Raw genomic sequence first — 19,890 nt, forward strand, 5'->3', positions numbered from 1 at the left:
CCCATCTGATATACGCTCCGCGAGGATGCGCAGGAATTCGGATTGGAAGTATGTCTGCTATGCAGACCCGAATTCCGCGCCAAGACTCGCGAGCGAGTCTTGAAGGATAATTTAATTTATTGGACTTTCATTGCACGGATGGAATTGATAACACAGAGCATTGCAACACCCGTGTCAGCGAATACGGCCATCCACATATTGGCATATCCCAAAAGTCCAAGAATCATAACCAAAGCTTTGACTCCCAATGCAAAAATAACGTTTTGCCATGCAATACGACTAGCTTTCTTACTGATGGAAATAGCCTGAGGGATTGCACTGACACTGGAAGTCATAAAGACTACATCAGCAGCTTCAATGGCTGCATCAGCCCCACTGCCCATGGCAGCACCGCAGTCAGCTCCTGCCAGAACCGGAGCATCATTGATTCCATCTCCGACAAACATGACAGATCCATGTTTCTGACGTTCTTCTTTTAGTCGACTTAGTTTTTCATCAGGAAGAAGACGTGCATATACTTGATCAATACCAGTCTGGGAGGCAATTGCTTCGGCACTTTTGATAGAATCGCCAGTAAGCATTACCGTGTGAAGTCCTTGATTTTTTAGGATCCCAATGGCTGATTTAGCATCTTTTTTTAATGTGTCAGAAATCAGGATATATCCGGCCAACACACCATTTTCAGCTATATATACTTCAGTTCCATATAAATTAATTGATTCAGGAACAGAAATATGATACATATCCATTAATTTTTGATTGCCAGCTAGAATTTCTTTTCCATCCAGAGAAATAACAGTTCCATGACCGGCAATTTCCTTTACAGAATCAGCTGAGGAATATGACAATTTTTTCTTCCGGGCAGCTTCTAAAATACTCTTTCCAATTGGATGTGAAGAACCTGCTTCGCAGGATGCCGCCAATGCAAGAAGTTCATTTTCAGAATAACTGCTTAATGAATGAATTTCCTGCACCTGGAAATTGCCCTCAGTTAAGGTCCCTGTTTTATCCATAACGATGGATTGGATATGATTTAATGTTTCAAGAGCTGCGCCTCCTTTAAATAGAATACCCAGACGGGATCCTGCACCGATTCCGGAGAAAAATGCAAGAGGAACACTCAGTACTAAAGCACAAGGACAGCTGATAACAAGAAAAGTCAGTGCGGTATATACCCAATGATGCCAATTTCCTGTGATTAAAGATGGAAGAATGGCAGTTATCAATGCCAGAATAACAACAAAAGGTGTATAGATTCTGGAAAATCGGGTGATAAAACGATCAATTGTTGGTTTGCTGGCAGCAGCATTTTCTACAGAATCCATAATGCGTGTGACCATTGAATCTTCAAGAAGCTTCTCAACTTTTATCTGGATTAATCCCGAGGTATTCATACAGCCAGAGATAACAGAGGTACCTACAGAAGCAGATACAGGAACCGGTTCGCCTGTTACAGGAGAAGTATCAATCATTGTTTCTCCATTAACAATAGTACCATCCAGTGGAATACGGTCTCCTGGACGTACCTGTATAATATCACCTATCTGGGCATCTTCTGCATCTATAACAGATATATTACCATGAATATCAACGTAATTTACCACTTCAGGACGCATGTCAATGGCATCCATAATCTGTGAACGACTTCGGGCAACAGCCTTATTTTCAAATAATTCACCAATGCGATAAAAAAGCATGACTCCAACAGCTTCAGCAAATTCTCCGATAAAAAAAGCTCCAATTGTGGCAATACTCATTAAGAAATTTTCATCAAAAACCTGACCGCGGGTAATGTTGCGAAAAGCAGTCCAGACAATCCGGGCGCCTAAAATAACATACGCAGTGATAAAACAAAGATTTCCATAAATGGTACTGGAGGATTTTAAAAATTGTCCTGCAGTAAAGAATCCAATACCGAGAATGATGCAGATTAAAGCTTTTGTATCTTCGTTCATTGTATTATTGGTGGTTTCTTTTTGATGTTTTATGCGGGCAGGACGTATGGAAACAGTTACCTGAGGTTCGATGGATGTACATATTTTCTGAATCTGCGGAAGAAGGGATTTTGCATCAGGAGCCCAGACACGCAGTTGTTTTGTTGCATAAGTCAAAGAAGCTGCTTCAACCTCCGGAAGACCATTGATTTTTTCTTCCATTTTACCGGCACAATGAGCACAGCCCAGATTGTCGATAATAAAAATTACAGGAGCGCCGGTACCTTCTTTGGCAGCAGCGGATTCCTGATGATGGTGATCATGACCGCAGTCGCATTCTTCCTGATGATGGTGATCATGACCGCAGTCGCATTCTTCCTGGTGATGGTGATCATGACCGCAACCGCATTCTTCCTGATGATGGTGATCATGCTCGCAACCACATTCTTTATGGTATTGTTTGTTAATTTCTTTCATTGATTTTCCCCTTTTCAAAAATTGTTTTCAGCATTTCAGTAATGAGGCAGCCTTCATTAGAATCAGAAATTGTATAATGAACCTCTTTACCGATTCTTCGACTGGTAATGACACCTAGTTGTTTTAATGAACGAAGGTGATGTGAAACAGCAGGAGGGCTCATTTCAATAGCTGCAGCTATATTTCGAACACACACTTCTCGATTATAGAGCAGATATAAAATTCGAAGACGGGTGCTGTCACTTAGTAATCCAAACAAACTCGCAGCTTCTATGGAGAACTCTTCAGAAGGAAGAGCATTTTTTAATTCTGTGACATCACAACCATGTCCATGGATATCAACAGAAGAGATATTTAAATGACTCATAAAATAATCCTTTCTTTACGATTAAATGATTGCTTAATTGTTTATGCTTTGAATATAATACAAAGTTTAGGAAAAGTCAACATATATATCAAAAATGAAAAAAATTATCAATTTATTAAAAAATCTCTTGCAATATGTAAGGTGAAATGCTAATATACAGTTGTAATGAAAATAAATGAAAATAAATAAAAATACATAAAAATAACTTACTTGTATTAAAGGAGGAGAATATGAAGGTTAAAGGTGTAAGATTGTATGGTGCTGATGACATTCGTTTAGAAGAATTTGAATTACCGGAAATTAAGGATGATGAAATTCTTGTAAAAGTAATGAGTGACAGTATTTGTATGTCAACATGGAAAATGGTAAAACAGGGAGCAAACCATAAGCGAGTTCCTGCTGACGTTGCAGAAAATCCAATTATCATAGGACATGAATTTGCTGGTGATATTGTAAAAGTTGGAAAGAAATGGCAGGACAAATTCAAACCAGGTCAGAAGTTTGCTCAGCAGCCAGCAATTCCTGGGCAGGCAGAATCTCCAGGATACTCTTATACAGAATGTGGTGGTGCCGCTACATATTGTATTTTCCCAAATGATATTATTGAAGCAGGATGTCTGTGGACACACGAAGGAGAATCTTATTTTGAATCTTCTGTAGCAGAACCTATGTGCTGTGTTATTTGTGGTTATAAAACAAACTATCATACAAAAGACCGTTATGAACATGTAATGGGAACAAAAGCAGGCGGAAGTATTGCAATCCTTGGAGGATGTGGACCGATGGGACTAGGAGCAGTCAGCTATGCTCTGGCAATCGATAATAAACCGGCAAAACTTATTGTTACAGATGTGGATGATGCAAAACTGGCAAGAGCTAATGAAGTGATTTCTGTAGAAGAAGCAAAAGAAAAAGGTGTTGAACTGATATATGTAAACACAGCCAAAATGGAAAATCCAGCTGAAGAATTAAAAGCATTGTCAGTAGACGGAAAAGGATTTGACGACGTATTTATTTATGTGCCGATTAAGAGTGTGGCAGAGCTTGGAAATCAGATCCTTGGATTTGATGGATGTATGAATCTTTTTGCCGGACCAACTGATACAAAATTCTCTGCAGATGTTAATCTTTATGATTGTCATTATAATTCAACCCGTATACTGGGAAGTACAGGCGGAAGCATTGATGATATGAAAGAAGCCATTGATCGTGCGGCGAGAAAAGAAATCAAAACATCTGTAATGATTACACATGTGGGAGGAATTAATTCCATCGTTGATACAACTATGAATCTGCCAAATATTCCAGGTGGAAAGAAACTGACTTATCTTCAGTTCGATATGCCTATGACTGCCATCAGTGACTTAAGAAGTCTTGCCGATGAGGATCCATTCTTTAATGAACTTGCAGATATTTGTGACAAACATAATGGATTGTGGAGTGTCGAAGCAGAAAAAGCATTATTTGCACATTATGGAGTAAAATAGTTTATAGAAAAGCAGGTGAAGTATGTTTGCACAAGAGCGAAGAGATCATATCATTTCATATCTGAAAGAAAAAAAGAGAATTGAAGTGAAAGAACTGGAAGAAATATTTCAGGTTAGTGGCGCAACGCTTCGGACGGATTTACGTACATTGGAACAAGAAGGTAAATTAGTTCGAACCCATGGAGGTGCTTTACTGAAAGATGATGAGATCCAAAAGGAAGATAATCTGATCAGCCGAAAATGTAATCCGCAGAAAAGAGCAATTGCCAGAGAAGCAAAGCGGTATATTAATGAACGGGAAACCATCATTCTTGACAGTGGGTCTACAACGCTGGAGCTTGCCAGAGAACTGAAAGATGCAAAAGATTTGAAAATTATTACAAATGATCTTCAAATTGCACTGGAATTGCAGGAAAATCCATGGATTGATCTGTATTTGGTTGGAGGAAGAGTTCGAAACAGGTTTCGTCTGACCCATGGAGCCATAGGCTTGGATTTTTTAAAAGGTATCGCAGCCAACAAAGTATTCTTATCTCCAAATGCACTATCAGTATTTGATGGTGCAACCACCAGTAATGAAGAAATGCAGGCAATTAAGCAAGCAATGATAAGGGCATCTGCAGAAGCCTATATGCTTTGTGAAAGCAGTAAAATCGGTAGGAGATCATTCTGTAAGTTCGCATCGTTATCGGAATTTGAAATGATGTTTACAGATGAAGGTATTTCAAAACGAGAAAAGGAAACTCTCGAATCCAAAGGACTTATAGTGAAAATATGTAAATAATATTGAAGGAGGAATCATTGTGATTTCTCCTTTTTTTGTTGCAAATAAGTGGTTTTATGTTGCAAAAATACCACAATAATGCTATTATGTTTTTAAAATAAAAAAAAATAAAAGAAAAATAAAAAATAAATTTCAAAAAGAAAAGGAGATGTGATGATGAAAGTAGAAGGCGTAAGAATGCATGGATCAAAAGATATTCGTCTGGAAGAATTTGAACTTCCGGAAATTAAGGAAGATGAAGTGCTTCTGAAAGTAATGAGTGATAGTATTTGCATGTCAACATGGAAAGAAGTGAAACTAGGTTCCGGTCATATTCGGGTACCAGATACTATTGGAGAAAAACCAGTGATTGTTGGTCATGAATTTTCAGGAACAATTGAAAAAGTTGGTTCAAAATGGAAAAATGAGTATAAAGCTGGAGAGCGTTTTGTAGTATTACCAGGCATTCCAGGTCAGATGGGAGCTCCAGGATATTCTTATGAGTATTTTGGTGGTGCCGTAACCTATTGTATTGTTCCAAATGAAGTTATTGAGAAGGGATGTCTGCTCCACTATGATGGAGATTCTTTCTTTGAGGTGTCTGTTTCAGAACCTATGTACTGTATTATCGGCGGATATAATGCAAACTATCATACAAAGCCAGAGACACATGAACATTTTATAGGGGCCAGAGAAGGTGGAAATATTGCAATTCTTGGTGGATGCGGGCCTATGGGACTGGGAGCGATCAGTTATGCACTGGCAATGAAAAATAAACCTAAAATGATTGTGGTAACGGAAATAAACGATGATCGATTAAATCGTGCAAGAGAAGTGATTTCAGAAGAAGAAGCTAGATTAAAAGGGATAGAACTCCATTATGTAAATACAGCCAAAATGGATGACGAAGTAAAAGAACTGATGGAACTGACAGGCGGAGAAGGATATCATGATGTATTTGTATATGCTCCAGTTCGTCAGATTGCTGAAACAGGAAACAAAATTATGGCGTTTGATGGATGTATGAATTTATTTGCGGGACCTTCTGACAGCGGATTTTCAGCGGAAATAAATCTGTATGATTCACATTATCGAAATACTAAGATATTAGGGTCATCTGGAGGAATTAAAGGAGATCTTTTGGAAGCCCTTGATCTGATATCAAAAAAAGAAGTAAAGCCAGCTGTAATGATTACACATATTGGAGGATTAGATGCATATGCAGACACAACTCTGCATCTTCCAGAAATACCGGGAGGTAAAAAATTAATATATACACAGATTCATATGCCATTGACAGCTATTGAAGATTTTCGTAAAATAGGAGAAGAGAATCCATTATTTACCAAACTTGCAGATGCATGCGACAAACATCAAGGATTATGGAATAAGGAAGCAGAAGATATATTATTAGAACATTTTGAAGTATAAAAAGTAAAGAAAGGGAAGAATGTTTGCAAGGGAACGTAAAGAATCAATATTGATATATATGCGCCAGCATAAGAAGGCAAGTATTAAAGAACTTATTGAAGAGTTTCATGTTACTGGAGCTACAATACGAACGGATCTGAGAGAGCTGGAATCAGAGGGATTACTGATTCGGACCCATGGAGGTGCAATCTTAAACCAGGAAACAGTTGAAAGAGAAAATCTTTTAGCACTCAGAAAAGAAATTTATTATGATGAAAAGCGGCGGATTGCCCGGAAAGCTATGGATTTTGTTGAAGAGGGCGATATTATCCTGGTTGATAGCGGAACGACCATGGTAGAATTTGCATCAGGTCTTACCAGTTTTAACAACCTTAAAGTTGTGACCAATGATCTTACGATTGCATTGGGATTGCAGAAGACAGCAACTCTTGATGTAATATTAATCGGAGGAAATGTGCGAAATAGGTTTGAGTGTACCATTGGATCTTTTGGGATAGATTTTTTAAAGAGAATTTCTGTGGATAAAGTTTTTATGTCACCCAATTCTTTGTCTATTAGCAAAGGAATGACAAGCCCATATGAAGAGACGGCGGCTATGAAACGTGCCATGATGCAAACTTCAGGAAAACGATATGTTTTATGCGACAGTTCCAAAATCGGAAAAAAGAATTTTTGTAAATTTGCCGATTTGAATGAGTTTACCTGTCTGATTACGGATGACGGAATAAGATCCAAGGATGCTGAAGCAATTAAAAAGCAGGGTCTGGATATTGTTATAGCAGAGGCAGGCTGAATTATATTTTAAGCATTCAGAGTGCCAGGTGATGTTTCTGAAATAGAAAGATAATACTGATTTTATCAGTGTTATCTTTTTTTGTTGTGAAAAAAAAGATAAATAAAATGAAAAACTTGTCAAAATTTTTTTTGCAAAACTTAACACTATGATTGGTGGACTTATAGCAGGAATTGCCGTTATAATAAGCTTACAAGATAAACGTTTATCCTTATGTCACTTTTTTCTTTTTGAAAATTGTAAGAAGAAAATTTAAAAAGTAGAGGAACAAAAGGAGGACTATTATGGCAAATGATTTAAAAGCCAAGGTTCAAAAAATGGGTGGATTCCTTTCAGGAATGGTAATGCCTAACATTGGAGCCCTGATCGCATGGGGTATTATTACAGCTTTATTTATTCCTACAGGATATTTCCCAAATGAAAAAATGAATGAATTGGTAAGCCCAACACTTACATATTTGATTCCAATCTTATTTGGTTACACGGGTGGTTATACTGTATATGGAAGACGTGGTGCTGTAGCTGGATCGATTGCAACAATCGGTGTGGTTATCGGTGCTGATGTAACAATGATGATCGGTGGTATGATCATGGGACCTTTAGGTGCATGGATCATCAAACAGGTTGATAAAGCTTTAGACGGACATGTAAAACCTGGTCTTGAGATGTTAGTAGACAACTTCTCCATGGGAATCATCGGAGCAATTATGATGATTGCCGGATTCGTAGTTGTAACACCAGTTTTCGCAGCAATTACTAATGTATTAGTTGCATGTGTTAATTTTGCAATGGCACATAATATTCTGCCATTTACCCCAATCTTCGTTGTACCTGGACAGGTATTGTTCCTGAACAATGCAATCAATCATGGTATCTTTACACCATTAGCTATTGAACAGGCTGCTCAGACAGGAAAATCTATTTTGTTCTTAGTTGAAGCAAATGGTGGTAACTGGGCAGGACTGGTTCTTGCATTTATGTTTTTTGGCAAAGGAATGGCTAAGAAATCTGCACCTGGTGCAGCTATCATCCATATCATCGGTGGTATCGGGGAAGTATCTTACCCATATGCATTAATTAAACCAGTTACAATTCTTGGACCAATTTGTGGTTCTATCGCAGCATTATTCTGGTTAACATTTATGGATGGTGGTGCAGTAGCAGCTGTATCTCCTGGATCAATCATCGCATTGATTATTATGTCACCAAAAGGAAAACTGTTTGTTAATATAATGGTATATCTGATTGCCGCGGCGGTATCCTTTGTAATTGTTGCTTTCTTCCTGAAGAGAGATAAATCTACAGATGATGATCAGGAAGTCGGCGGAATTGATATGAGCCAGTTTGTAGAAAGCCATAGTGCACCTGGTGAAGAAAAGAAAGTATCATCTGATGTTGCAAAGCGTAAAGTTGAAAAAGTTGCTTTTGCATGTGATGCAGGTATGGGATCTTCTGCAATGGGAGCTTCTATGCTGAAAACACAGTTAAATAAAATAGGTGTATTTGTTGATGTCAGCCATGTATCAGTACATCAGATTCCAGAAGATATAGATGTGGTCGTAACAAACACTAATCTTCTGGAAGCAGCAAAGAAATCTGCACCAGCAGGAGTTCCGGTAATTGAAATTAAAGAGTTCCTCAATGCAGATGAACATAAAGCAATTGCTCAGGCGATTAAAGAAATGGCAGAGTAATTGAAGATTTTATAAGCCTTAGTAAAGGAGCGGATAGGATTATGATAATGTCAACGCGGACGAAAGAGATAATTCAAATCGTAGTAGCAGAGCATGGATATATTACTATCAAGGATATTGCGGGCAAAATGAACATTTCAGAGCGAACAGTGTATCGGGAAATCCCTGAAATCACAGATGTATTATCTGAATATGATATTACACTGGAAACTGTCAGCAAAAAGGGAATTAAGATTGTTGGTGATGAAGAAAAAGTTCAAAAGCTCTTAAGCAAACTGAATACAGGAGTACATGTACAGATTGTAGATCCAAAGGAAAGAATGTTTTATATTATCATGCAGCTGCTTCATGAAGAAGAATTTATCAAAACGGAAGCATTGGCAATCGATTTGGAAACTTCTTTACCTACAATCCGGAATGATTTGAAAAAAATCGGAAAGTTGGTTCCGGAATATAATTTAGAATTAGTACAGAAAAAAGGTGAAGGGATTTGTCTTAGTGGAAATCAGGTGTCGAAAGATCACTTGCTGGTCAATCTTTTAATGCAAAACATTGAGATTGCAGTCTTCCTGCGATGGCTGGAAGGGGACTTGGACAAGTCCCATCCTTTTCTGTCAAAATTGTCAGAATATGGATATAAAGATATTTTTCAGAAATGTCATAGATTAATTCAAGATCTGCAAGAACAGTTTAGTCAAAATGAATTATATTTTGAAGATCAGAGTTATCTGGAGTTTATTACACTAACGGCATTGATGATTCGGCGACATGATCATGTAAAGGAACAAGGTGAACTGCGTTTTTTGAGCAAAAAAGCGGAGAAAACAAATCAAAGAATTGCAGATAAAAGTGTTCGGATTATTGAATCAGGGTTTGCCATTCAACTTGAGGAACAAGAAGTAGAATATATTTTATGGCTGATAAGTATTTGTATATCTTCACATTCAAATAAAGGAATACTGGAAGTTAACTTTATGCTTAGACCTAAAATACAGGAATTTGTTGAAAAGGTTGAAGATCGTATGGGAATATATCTAAGTCAGGATGAGAAACTGATGGATGGTTTATTGACTCATATGGATAAAGCATTAAAGAGAATCAGAAGTGGTATGTGCATATCAAATCCAATTATCCGTGAAATTGAAAAGGATTATAAACAACTGTTTTCAATTATCAAACAAAGTGTTTATGAAGTGTTCCCGAATGATTTTTTCCCGGATGATGAGATTGGATATCTGGTATTATATTTTGCCGTATCACTGGATAATATTACAAAGAAGACATTTAGGATTCTGGTTGTATGTTCCAGTGGTATGGGTTCATCTAAAATGCTTGCAAGCCGTTTGGAACGAGAAATACCAGAAATATATGTTAGAAAAATTGTATCATTGATAGGTCTTGGAAGCGAAGATTTAAATGATTATGATTTAATATTGTCAACAATACCTTTATATCTGGATTCTGACACATACCTTAAGGTTTCTCCTTTGCTTAATAAGCAAGAACTGGAGCTGGTAAAGGAAAAAATTCGGAGACACAAGCATAAAACATTAAAGAAGATCGAAGAAAGAGAAAAAAATTCCAGAAGATGGGATAGTATGGATGAAATCAATGTATTGACCCAGTTAAATTTATTTACACAATATTCCACTCAGCTTTTAAAAGATTTCAGAATTTTGAGAATTAAAGAAGAAAATATTACCAGAGAAATGGTATCAGATGAGATTATAGATTGGGCAGGAGAAATTGGCATAAGTATTACTAAAAATGAGCTGAAATCTTATCATAAAAACAAACCGGAGATGGAACACTATTTTGTGATTCCCGCAACAGAGGTTGGATATTTTGAATGTTTTATGAATTCCATAACAAAGCCGGCGCTAGCTATTTGTTATTTCGAGGAGCAAGAAGTAATTAACTGTGGTATATCAGAATCAGTTCGTGCTGTAACGATTTTATTATATCCAAAAAAAATGGATATTATTCAAAGAGAGTTTATTGGCTGCATTACAGATTTGATTATTGAAGATGCCAATATTATTGAAATGATCGAAAAAGGGGATCAAGAAGGCATAAAGAGATGTCTGAGTTTTCGCTTTTTGGAATATTTAAAGGATATGGCCTGATTGATTTCTATTTTTAGAATGATTAAAAGAAAAAAATGATAGGTTATTTTATAAAAATATGATATACTTAAAACTATCTATACGATATGAAAGCATGATAATTATACGGATGCTTTTCACATAAGAAGAAAAATAGCAAAGGAAGTGTATCATGGAAGAGATTAGAGATGTAAAAGTTGCCCTGCTAGGTTCAGGAACCGTAGGAACAGGGGTTTATAAACTGATTCAGCGTCAGAAAGAAGAAATGCCTTATAAAATAGGAGCAAATCTTTCTGTTGCTAAAGTTCTGGTACGTGATAAATCTAAGAAAAGAGATGGAATAGATTCTGCCTTACTGACAGATCAGTGGGAAGATATTTTATTAGATGATGAAATTCAGATTGTTGTGGAAGTTATGGGTGGAATTGAACCTGCCCGCACATATATTATGGATGCATTAAAAGCAGGAAAACATGTGGTTACTGCCAACAAGGATCTGATTGCAGCATATGGTAAGGAATTACTGGATCAGGCAGAGGAAAATGGATGTGATTTATTATTTGAAGCATCTGTTGCCGGAGGTATTCCGATTCTCCGACCATTAAAACAGTGTCTGGCTGGAAACTATCTGACAGAAGTCATGGGGATTGTTAATGGGACAACCAACTTTATTTTAACAAAGATGTCTCAGGAAGGAATGGAATTTGACGAAGCACTGGCTCTTGCAACGGAGCTGGGATATGCAGAAGCAGATCCAACAGCAGATATTGAGGGTTATGATGCAGGTCGCAAGGTGGCAATTATGGCATCCATTGCATTTAATTCAAGAGTTACATTTGAAGATGTTCATACAGAGGGAATTACAAATATTACAGCAAAAGATATTCAGTATGCAAAAGAAATGGGATGTGATATTAAACTCCTTGGTGTTGCTAAAAATACTGAAACGGGGATTGAAGTCCGTGTACATCCAATGCTGATTCCTAGCAGCCATCCGCTTGCTACAGTTAATGATGCTTTTAACGCAGTATTTGTCCATGGAGATGCTGTAGATGACGCAATGTTTTATGGCAGAGGTGCTGGAGAACTGCCGACAGCAAGTGCTGTTATGGGAGATATTATTGATGTGGCAAGAAATATCCAGTTCCATTGTAATGGAAGAATTCATTGTACATGCTATAAGAATATTCCAATTAAAAAGATAACAGAAATTGAAAGCAAATACTTTATGAGAATGCTGGTTGAAGATAAACCAGGGGTACTTGCTAAGATCGCAGATACACTTGGAAAAAGTAATGTTAGTATTGCACAGGTTGTTCAGAAAAATAAGATTGGCGGATATGCTGAACTGGTAGTTATTACACATCTGGTTCTAGAGCAGAATTTTGCAGATGCTTTGGTTAATATTCGCAATATGGATACAACAAGAGAAATTTCTACAGTCATTCGAGTATATTAAAAGTAAAAACAAAATGATATCAATACGTTATAGTTGAAGGCAGACAAACTAAAAATGCACAAAACAATCTGAATTGAGTAAAGTAAATAAAAAGACTTACGACACAGAACATCTGGACCGGACATAAGTCCGGGAAGCAGTTCAAGTCGTAAGTCTTTTTTTATAAATTCATAAAATTACATATCTGCTGTTTCCACATGGGAATAAAGCAGTACACCGCCAATGGTAATAGCACCTCCGAGAATCTGTAATATGGCAGGCATTTCACCGAATAAGATTAACGCAAGAATAGATGCCACCACAGGTTCGCATAGTTTAGACGCAGAAACAAAGGCAGGTGAGAAATATTTCAGACACCAGGTAAAGATACTATGTCCCAGCAATGTGGAAAAAATTCCAAGGAGAAGTCCGCAAATTGCGGGATTCATACCATATTCCCAAAATGAAATTTTTTGAAATGCGATGGCAATCAGTAAAGATGTCATACAAAAGAAGTATACAATATAAGTGTATACTGTAGTACTCATTTCTTCTCTCATTTTTCGTCCAATTAGCATATAAACTGCAACAAAAATAGCAGCAGCTAAAGAAATAAAATCTCCATACAATGCATTTCCGGAAGCATGGGAAGAATCAGAAAAAGCAATAAAAATATTTCCTAAAAATGTAATCATAATACTTAAGATCGCGAATCTGGATAGGTGTCCTTTCATAAAAATGGCATAGCCAATGGCTACCCAGATTACCTCAGTACATACAATTGCAGTAGAACTGGCAACAGAAGTATGATATAGCGATTCAAACCAGAAAGTAAAATGCAGTGCCAGAAAAATACCACTCAATGCACTCAGCAGAAAGTTTCTTAATTTACAAGTTTTTAATTCTGTTCGATGTTCCCCATTGGAAAATAGCATTGGTGACAAAAGAATCACGGTGAAAAATAAACGATAGAATGCTGTAACTGTAGATGGTGCTTTCGAATATCGAACAAAGATAGCAGATAAAGAAATACCAAAGATGCCAATTATGATCATAATCATAGGATGTTTTTCTATAAATTTCATTTGTTAAATCCTCATAGCTTATATTTATAACGTGTGTAACGTCATAGTCAATTATAACAGTCAAAATAGCATCAAACAATAAAAACAGGTTTCTTTTGTGAAATTTTAATTATAATAAGTGTGATATGACAAAACAAAGTAAGTAAGAGTAGAAGATAAACTTAAATTTATTGATTGACATATAGATAAAATTCTTCTAATATTATAAAACATATTAAACATATATAATTAGTATGAAATAGAAGCTGATTAGAAAACTAGAGGCTATAATTCTTGAAATAATGGATTGTAGCTTCTTTTTTTATTTATAAGAGAAGATTAAGGGGGAAAAAATATGCCACCAATTATTGACAAAGAAAAATGTAAAAAATGAGGATTATGTGCGGAAATATATCCTTTAGATGTGTTAAAAGTGGACAAAATTTCCAAGGAGATTTTAGTAAGGTATCCAGAGGAATGCTGGCATTGCAGAGCCTGTGTACTCGACTGTTCATCAAATGCTATTCGTATGAGATATCCACTAACTCATTTTATGTTATATCGAGAACTGAAAAATCAAAAAAAGGGGAATAAAAAGATGAAGTTAAAAAGAAGGGAAAAAATAGAGAAAACAGATATATTAATTGTAGGTGGTGGAATAGGAGGTCTTCAAGCTGCGATTTCTGCAGGTGAAGCTGGTGCGAAAGTTATTGTAGCCGAAAAAACTCATGTGAATCGGTCTGGAAATGGCAGTACAGGAAATGATCATTTTTTATGTTATATTCCCAAAATTCATGGAGATGATATCCGACATGCAATGGAGGATATTAAAGATACAATGGATGGTCCGGCACAAGATGAGGAAATGCTCTACACTTTATTAAAACATTCCGAAGAATTGGTAGAAAAATGGCAATCCTATGGAATTAATATGAAACCGATGGGGAAATATCATTTTGAAGGGCATACGATACCTGGAAGACCGCATTATCATCTGAAATTTGATGGTAGGAAACAAAAAGAGTGTTTAGTTCGAGAAGCTGTTAAGCAGGGAGCAATCATGCATAATCATATAACGATTAGTAATCTGCTGGTAAATAAAGAGGGAAAAGTTATTGGAGCAGTTGGAGCAGATGTCTCAGATGATATTCCAGAGTTGGTGGTGTATCAGGCAAAAGCAGTCATTATTGCAACGGGACCAAACTCCCGAATGTTTCCTGGAACAGTTCCAGCCGCACTTTTTAATATGAATGGATGTTCGGTGTGTACAGGGGGTGCCATTTTGGCATATCGTGCAGGGGCAAGACTGGTTAATTATGATATCATTGGATGTCACGCAGGGCCGAGATACTTTATACGAAGTGGAAAAGCTACCTGGATTGGAATGCTTTCTGATTCTGAGGGAAATTCTGTAGGTCCTTTTGTGAATAAGCCATCCAGAGAATACGGAGATCCTATGTCTGATATTTGGCCGGGAGTTTTTGCAGATAAATTAAAAGATGGTACCGGCCCTGTATACATGAATTGTACAGGATTATCGGAGGAGGCTGAGAAAATGTATGATTGAATTTGGTTCTTATGGAAAAGCATTTGCAGCAGGTGGAATTGATGTGGATACAGAAGCTGCAGCTACGGTGGAAGGTTTGTATGCTGCTGGAACTGTGTGTGGCAATTTAAATGGATATATTACGAGTGCCGCTGTATTTGGAGAAATATCTGGGAAAAAAGCGGCAGATTATATAAAAACAGTAGAAGAAGAAACGGTAGAAAATCATCCATTGATTACGGAAACAGAGGAACTTTATCAATCATTTCTGAAAAGAGAGAATGGAAGTAATTGGAAAGAAGCAAATATTATGTTGCAACAGATTATGATTGACTATATTGGTGGAGAGAAAAGAAGTGGTTCTTTATTGAAAGCTGGAATTAAATATCTTCGTGATCTGAAAGATATGGCCTATCGAGAAGTTAGCTGTGAAAATGCGCATGATTTGATGAGGACACTGGAAGTATTAGATATGTTAGATATTTGTGAGATTGGAGCTTTAATGGCAGAAAACCGCAAGGAAACCAGAGGAAAAAATCATTTTCGTCCAGATTATCCATTTACAAATCCATTATTGAACCAATATTTCCAGACAGCGGAACAGGTTAAAGGGAAAGTGAAGCTCGATTTCCGTAAAAATCGAAGATTAAGAAAAGAGGCATAACGAACATGAAAGAATATAATTTAAAAAGTTGGATAATAGAAGTGATAAATTATGCAGCATTTCCTGTTATCATTCTATTTTGCTGGTATCAAGTAACAAAATCCGGGGAAGTTTCATCGTTAATGCTTCCATCGATTGGAAAAGTAAAAGATAGTTTTTGTCTGCAGTTGCAAAATGGTCAGCTTTTGTCGGATATCGGTGCTAGTGTTGGCACAGTAATTAAAGGATATCTTACAGGAACTGGACTAGGACTTTTTTTTGGAATTATGATGGGCATTTTTCCAAGAGTAAATAAATTTTTTTCATTAATATTTGATGCAATCCGTCAGATACCTGGAATTGCATGGTTTCCACTAATTATTCTTTGGTTTGGAATTGGAGATTTATCAAAAATAATTTTAGTGGCGAGAGGAACTTTTTTTCCTGTTTTAGTAAATACAATTGATGTAATTTGTTCTACAAACCCTAAATATGTCGATTTGATAAAATTGTATCAGGTAAAATTGAAAGATATTATTTTTAAAATTTATGTACCATCTGCATTGCCATTTTTATGTGTTGGGCTTCGTCTGGGTGCAGGAATGGCATGGATGTCTGTTGTTGCAGCAGGAGATTCTTAGGATTTGGAAACAAGAAAGAACAACCATGATTATGGTGACACACGATATAGAAGAAGCCATTTACTTAAGTGATCACATTGTAATTCTGGAAGGAAAACCGGCGACAGTAAAAACTATAATTCCGGTAGAGATGGGAAGGCCTCGAAACAGGACCAGTTATGATTTTGATCAAATTCGAAAAAAGGTCTATCAGGAATTTTTTGGAACAGAAGAAATTGAAATTGAGTATCAGATTTAGATGATATTTTTTAAATGAATTTAGGAGAGGATTAATTATGAAAAAGAAAATAGGAAAGATTGTTTTTAGGTATGGATATACTGCAACAAATTCTGATGTACTTCCAGGATTAAATGGGATTGCATTAGAACAAGGATATTTTAAGGAAGAACTTTCCAAAGAAAATGCAGAATTTAAAGCTATTCCTTTTGTAAAAGCAGGCCCAGCCATTAATGCTGCTTTAGCAAGCGGCGGACTGGAGGCAGCAGGTTTTGGAGATGTCCCGGCAATTGTTGCAAAGTCTCAAGGATCAGATACAATGGCTATTGATATTCAGCCTTCTGACTATTCTACACATTTGATCATATCAAAAAAATCCGGCTTGAAAAAAGTCGAGGATTTGAAAGGAAAGAAAGTAGCAGTACAAAGTGGATCCTATATGCAGCGAATATTATATCAGATTTTAGAAAAACATGGTCTTTCTGCTGAAGATGTAAAGTTAGTAAATATGTCAGAGGTAGATGCTGCTAATGCAGTTGAAGCAGGAAGTGTCGATGCTACTGCGGTTACGGAAATGAAGGGAATCAAACTGGAGCAAGGGAAGAATGTTGAGCTGTTGTATGATACGGAAGGTGTTACCGAATTGGAAAGAACAAGTGTTACTCTTGTGAGAAGTAAGTTTGCAAAAGAACATCCTAAGGTTGTTGTTGCTTATTTACGTGCATTAATCCGTGCTCAGGAATATGCAAAGAAACATCCGGAAGATTTACGGAAACTGTATATCAAGAGCGGTATTGAAGAAAAAATTGTAGATCTGACCTATCCTAAATTGACAGATTATAACAGCATTGTAGGAACAACCGGAGAAACGAAAAAGGTATTTGAAGGAGTTATCACTTTCTTAAAAGAAAACGGATTAATTAAAAAAGATGTAGATTTAAATCAGTAGTATGATGGAAACTTTTATGAGAAAGCTAAAAAAGAATTGAAATAATTAAGAATATTACAAAAAATTATTTGTCTAGGAAATCATCACGAGGATAAGAAATGAAAAACACCATCCAAGTCAGGTACATAAGATTAGTGTTCTGAGTAGGATGGTGTTTTAAATTGAATAAAGTCAATATTATTTGGTCAGCATTTCCATAATCTGATTGCTTCGTATGATGAATTTCGTCATTGCTTCTGGTTCTAATGGTTTGTGGCTTAACATTGCCAGATCATAGAGCTGTTCGCAGATGATTTTTGCATTGTCAGCATCTCCATGTTCAAATAGGTATTTAACAAGCTTATTATTTGCATTTAATGTGAGAGATTCCTGAGAACCGCCAAACATATTTGGATCCATTCCCGGCATACCATACATTTTCATCATATCCTGCATACGTCTGCTTTCTTCTGAAAGTGTGATAATGGAAGAAATTTTCTCATCTTTTAATTTTTCCACATGGACATCCAGATTATCTTTTTCAAGGGTTTTACGGAATAAATCAGTTAATGCATTTGTAATATCTTCCAGTTCTTTTTCATCTACATTTTCTTTCAATGCATCTTCTACATCTGCATCAATGCGCTTAAATTTAATATGCTGATTCTGCTGTTCGATTTGTGTAATAAAGGCAGAGTCAATATTATGAGTTAAGATGACAGCATCCATACTCTGTTCTTTGAACATATTGATGTACTGGCTTTGCTGCACTTCATCTGTAATATAATACAGGGTAGTAATATCGTCATCATTTGCCGGTGCCGGTACCAGATCACTTAATGTTACATACTTATGTTCAATGTTTTTAAACAGGATGTAATCTTTGATCTTATCTGAAAATTTCTGATCGCGAATAAAACCGAACTTGATAAATGGACTGATATCGTCCCAGTATTTTTCATAAGATTCACGATCTGTCTTGCACATACCGGTTAATTTATCTGCAACCTTCTTTGTGATGTAATCAGAAATTTTCTTTACAAAGCCATCGTTCTGCAGAGCACTTCTGGATACATTTAATGGAAGATCCGGACAATCAATGACACCTTTTAACAGCATCAGGAATTCAGGAATCACTTCTTTAATATTATCGGCAATAAATACCTGACTGTTGTAAAGTTTAATGGTACCTTCGATAGAATCATATTCTGTATTGATCTGAGGGAAATAAAGGATTCCTTTCAGATTAAATGGATAATCCATGTTTAGATGAATCCAGAATAATGGTTCCTTAAAATCATGGAAGACTTTATGATAAAATTCTTTATATTCCTCGTCTGTACAATCATTTGGGTGTTTCATCCATAATGGATTAGTGTCGCTTAAAGAAACAGGACGTTTGTTGATTTTAACCATTTCTCTTGCTGGAGAAATTTCTACGGTTTCCTTTGTACCGTCTTCATTTTCTTTTTCCTGGGTTTTTGCATCCTCATGGATATGTTCAACAACCACATCATCGTCTTTTAATTCTTCTTCTGGTATGGTTTCATATTCCTGTTTTCCTTCTACAGAAAGGAAAATCTCATTTGGCATAAAGGAACAGTATTTTTCGATAATTTCTCTTGCACGGTATTCGTTAGCGAATTCTGTACTTTCTTCACTTAGGAAAAGAGTAATTTCTGTTCCAACAGTTTCTTTTGTACCGGTTTTCATATCATATTCTGTTCCGCCATCACATTCCCAGTGTACAGGTTCTGCGCCTTCTTTATAGGAAAGAGTGTCAATATGAACTTCGTCTGCAACCATAAAAGCAGAGTAGAAACCAAGTCCAAAATGCCCGATAATCTGGTCCCCCTCTGTTTTATCTTTATATTTTTCTAAAAACTCAGTTGCACCGGAAAAAGCAATCTGTGTAATGTATTCTTCAACTTCATCGGCAGTCATTCCAAGACCGGTATCAATGAATTTTAAAGTTTTCTTTTCTGGATCGAGAATCACATCTACTTTATTTTTGTGACCTTCTGGGAATTTATATTCTCCCATCATGTCAAGTTTTTTTAATTTTGTTATGGCATCACAACCATTAGAAATTATTTCACGAAAGAAAATGTCATGATCAGAATAAAGCCATTTTTTTATAATAGGAAAAATATTTTCACTGTTAATTGAAAGATTACCATGTTTTGCAGCCATGATAGATACCTCCTTGATGATTAATTGTCAATTTGTGTTTCGTGTTCTACATAATATAGGACACTTGTTATAAAAGGTATTGTAGAGCTATTTTAATGGAAAGTCAAGAGAAAATTAGCACTCGATGAAAAAGAGTGCTAACAAAGAGTGACAAAATTAAGTTTCACCA

At 36.3% G+C, this 19,890-nt stretch carries 16 protein-coding genes; 12 read left to right on the plus strand and 4 right to left on the minus strand.

Annotation, left to right across the window (positions count from 1 at the left end):
• Positions 1-116: 116 nt before the first annotated feature.
• Both BHF70_RS10840 and BHF70_RS10845 read right to left on the minus strand, forming a co-directional pair.
• Positions 117-2,411, minus strand: a complete 2,295-nt coding sequence (locus tag BHF70_RS10840) for a heavy metal translocating P-type ATPase (protein WP_075760227.1) — start codon at positions 2,409-2,411, stop codon at positions 117-119.
• The gene (locus BHF70_RS10845) at positions 2,398-2,778 is read right to left on the minus strand and encodes an ArsR/SmtB family transcription factor (protein WP_075760228.1); all 381 of its coding nucleotides are present in this window, start codon (positions 2,776-2,778) and stop codon (positions 2,398-2,400) included. Before BHF70_RS10845 ends, BHF70_RS10840 begins: the two co-directional genes overlap by 14 nt.
• Positions 2,779-3,008: 230 nt before the next feature.
• Here BHF70_RS10845 and BHF70_RS10850 point away from each other — a divergent pair, with 230 nt between their 5' ends.
• From BHF70_RS10850 to BHF70_RS10880, 7 genes are all read left to right on the plus strand, one after another.
• A complete protein-coding gene (locus tag BHF70_RS10850) occupies positions 3,009-4,265 on the plus strand; it encodes an alcohol dehydrogenase catalytic domain-containing protein (protein WP_075760229.1) in 1,257 nt (418 codons plus the stop codon).
• A gap of 22 nt (positions 4,266-4,287) precedes the next feature.
• Entirely contained in the window at positions 4,288-5,049 is a 762-nt protein-coding gene (locus tag BHF70_RS10855; protein ID WP_075760230.1) for a DeoR/GlpR family DNA-binding transcription regulator, read from the plus strand.
• A 156-nt stretch (positions 5,050-5,205) separates the two neighbouring features.
• Positions 5,206-6,459: a zinc-binding dehydrogenase gene (locus tag BHF70_RS10860; protein ID WP_075760231.1), complete on the plus strand. Its 1,254-nt coding sequence runs from the start codon at positions 5,206-5,208 to the stop codon at positions 6,457-6,459.
• A 19-nt stretch (positions 6,460-6,478) separates the two neighbouring features.
• On the plus strand, positions 6,479-7,252 hold the full coding sequence (locus BHF70_RS10865) for a DeoR/GlpR family DNA-binding transcription regulator (protein WP_075760232.1): 774 nt from the start codon (positions 6,479-6,481) through the stop codon (positions 7,250-7,252).
• Between the two features lie 284 nt (positions 7,253-7,536).
• The gene (locus tag BHF70_RS10870; RefSeq protein WP_075760233.1) at positions 7,537-8,946 is read left to right on the plus strand and encodes a PTS mannitol transporter subunit IICB; all 1,410 of its coding nucleotides are present in this window, start codon (positions 7,537-7,539) and stop codon (positions 8,944-8,946) included.
• 41 nt (positions 8,947-8,987) lie between these two features.
• On the plus strand, positions 8,988-11,072 hold the full coding sequence (locus BHF70_RS10875; protein WP_075760234.1) for a BglG family transcription antiterminator: 2,085 nt from the start codon (positions 8,988-8,990) through the stop codon (positions 11,070-11,072).
• A 151-nt stretch (positions 11,073-11,223) separates the two neighbouring features.
• Positions 11,224-12,510, plus strand: a complete 1,287-nt coding sequence (locus tag BHF70_RS10880) for a homoserine dehydrogenase (RefSeq protein ID WP_075760235.1) — start codon at positions 11,224-11,226, stop codon at positions 12,508-12,510.
• A 176-nt stretch (positions 12,511-12,686) separates the two neighbouring features.
• On the opposite strand, the gene BHF70_RS10885 is transcribed toward BHF70_RS10880, so the two are convergent.
• Entirely contained in the window at positions 12,687-13,574 is an 888-nt protein-coding gene (locus tag BHF70_RS10885; RefSeq protein ID WP_075760236.1) for a DMT family transporter, read from the minus strand.
• A gap of 577 nt (positions 13,575-14,151) precedes the next feature.
• Between BHF70_RS10885 and BHF70_RS12260 the strand changes: the two genes are divergently transcribed.
• The 5 genes from BHF70_RS12260 to BHF70_RS10905 are packed head-to-tail and all read left to right on the plus strand — an operon-like array spanning position 14,152 to position 17,549.
• Positions 14,152-15,120 (plus strand): FAD-dependent oxidoreductase, encoded by a 969-nt coding sequence (locus BHF70_RS12260; RefSeq protein ID WP_158024888.1) that lies wholly within the window; start codon positions 14,152-14,154, stop codon positions 15,118-15,120.
• Positions 15,113-15,763 (plus strand): FAD-dependent oxidoreductase, encoded by a 651-nt coding sequence (locus BHF70_RS12265; protein WP_083638430.1) that lies wholly within the window; start codon positions 15,113-15,115, stop codon positions 15,761-15,763. The genes BHF70_RS12260 and BHF70_RS12265 overlap by 8 nt, the downstream gene beginning before the upstream one ends.
• Positions 15,764-15,768: 5 nt before the next feature.
• Positions 15,769-16,383 carry an ABC transporter permease gene (locus BHF70_RS10895; protein ID WP_075760237.1) on the plus strand — a complete coding sequence of 205 codons (615 nt, stop codon included), beginning with the start codon at positions 15,769-15,771 and terminating at the stop codon, positions 16,381-16,383.
• A 25-nt stretch (positions 16,384-16,408) separates the two neighbouring features.
• Positions 16,409-16,621: a hypothetical protein gene (locus BHF70_RS10900; protein ID WP_075760238.1), complete on the plus strand. Its 213-nt coding sequence runs from the start codon at positions 16,409-16,411 to the stop codon at positions 16,619-16,621.
• 37 nt (positions 16,622-16,658) lie between these two features.
• Entirely contained in the window at positions 16,659-17,549 is an 891-nt protein-coding gene (locus BHF70_RS10905; RefSeq protein ID WP_075760239.1) for an ABC transporter substrate-binding protein, read from the plus strand.
• Positions 17,550-17,726: 177 nt separating this feature from the next.
• Here the strand turns inward: BHF70_RS10905 and htpG are convergent, their stop codons facing one another.
• Positions 17,727-19,721, minus strand: a complete 1,995-nt coding sequence (htpG, locus tag BHF70_RS10910; RefSeq protein ID WP_075760240.1) for a molecular chaperone HtpG — start codon at positions 19,719-19,721, stop codon at positions 17,727-17,729.
• Positions 19,722-19,890: the final 169 nt, after the last annotated feature.

This window comes from Anaerostipes sp. 494a (assembly GCF_001940315.1).
In the GTDB taxonomy this organism is placed as follows: Bacteria; Bacillota; Clostridia; order Lachnospirales; family Lachnospiraceae; genus Anaerostipes; species Anaerostipes faecalis.

Excerpts from the sequence above, each read along its gene's own strand:
- BHF70_RS10855 (WP_075760230.1), top strand. The coding sequence starts at position 4,288 with ATGTTTGCACAAGAGCGAAGAGATCATATCATTTCATATCTGAAAGAA.
- htpG (WP_075760240.1), bottom strand. The coding sequence starts at position 19,721 with ATGGCTGCAAAACATGGTAATCTTTCAATTAACAGTGAAAATATTTTT.
- BHF70_RS10900 (WP_075760238.1), top strand. The coding sequence starts at position 16,409 with ATGATTATGGTGACACACGATATAGAAGAAGCCATTTACTTAAGTGAT.
- BHF70_RS10850 (WP_075760229.1), top strand. The coding sequence starts at position 3,009 with ATGAAGGTTAAAGGTGTAAGATTGTATGGTGCTGATGACATTCGTTTA.
- BHF70_RS10905 (WP_075760239.1), top strand. The coding sequence starts at position 16,659 with ATGAAAAAGAAAATAGGAAAGATTGTTTTTAGGTATGGATATACTGCA.
- BHF70_RS10885 (WP_075760236.1), bottom strand. The coding sequence starts at position 13,574 with ATGAAATTTATAGAAAAACATCCTATGATTATGATCATAATTGGCATC.
- BHF70_RS12260 (WP_158024888.1), top strand. The coding sequence starts at position 14,152 with ATGAAGTTAAAAAGAAGGGAAAAAATAGAGAAAACAGATATATTAATT.
- BHF70_RS12265 (WP_083638430.1), top strand. The coding sequence starts at position 15,113 with ATGATTGAATTTGGTTCTTATGGAAAAGCATTTGCAGCAGGTGGAATT.
- BHF70_RS10845 (WP_075760228.1), bottom strand. The coding sequence starts at position 2,778 with ATGAGTCATTTAAATATCTCTTCTGTTGATATCCATGGACATGGTTGT.
- BHF70_RS10880 (WP_075760235.1), top strand. The coding sequence starts at position 11,224 with ATGGAAGAGATTAGAGATGTAAAAGTTGCCCTGCTAGGTTCAGGAACC.
- BHF70_RS10870 (WP_075760233.1), top strand. The coding sequence starts at position 7,537 with ATGGCAAATGATTTAAAAGCCAAGGTTCAAAAAATGGGTGGATTCCTT.
- BHF70_RS10895 (WP_075760237.1), top strand. The coding sequence starts at position 15,769 with ATGAAAGAATATAATTTAAAAAGTTGGATAATAGAAGTGATAAATTAT.
- BHF70_RS10865 (WP_075760232.1), top strand. The coding sequence starts at position 6,479 with ATGTTTGCAAGGGAACGTAAAGAATCAATATTGATATATATGCGCCAG.
- BHF70_RS10840 (WP_075760227.1), bottom strand. The coding sequence starts at position 2,411 with ATGAAAGAAATTAACAAACAATACCATAAAGAATGTGGTTGCGAGCAT.
- BHF70_RS10860 (WP_075760231.1), top strand. The coding sequence starts at position 5,206 with ATGAAAGTAGAAGGCGTAAGAATGCATGGATCAAAAGATATTCGTCTG.
- BHF70_RS10875 (WP_075760234.1), top strand. The coding sequence starts at position 8,988 with ATGATAATGTCAACGCGGACGAAAGAGATAATTCAAATCGTAGTAGCA.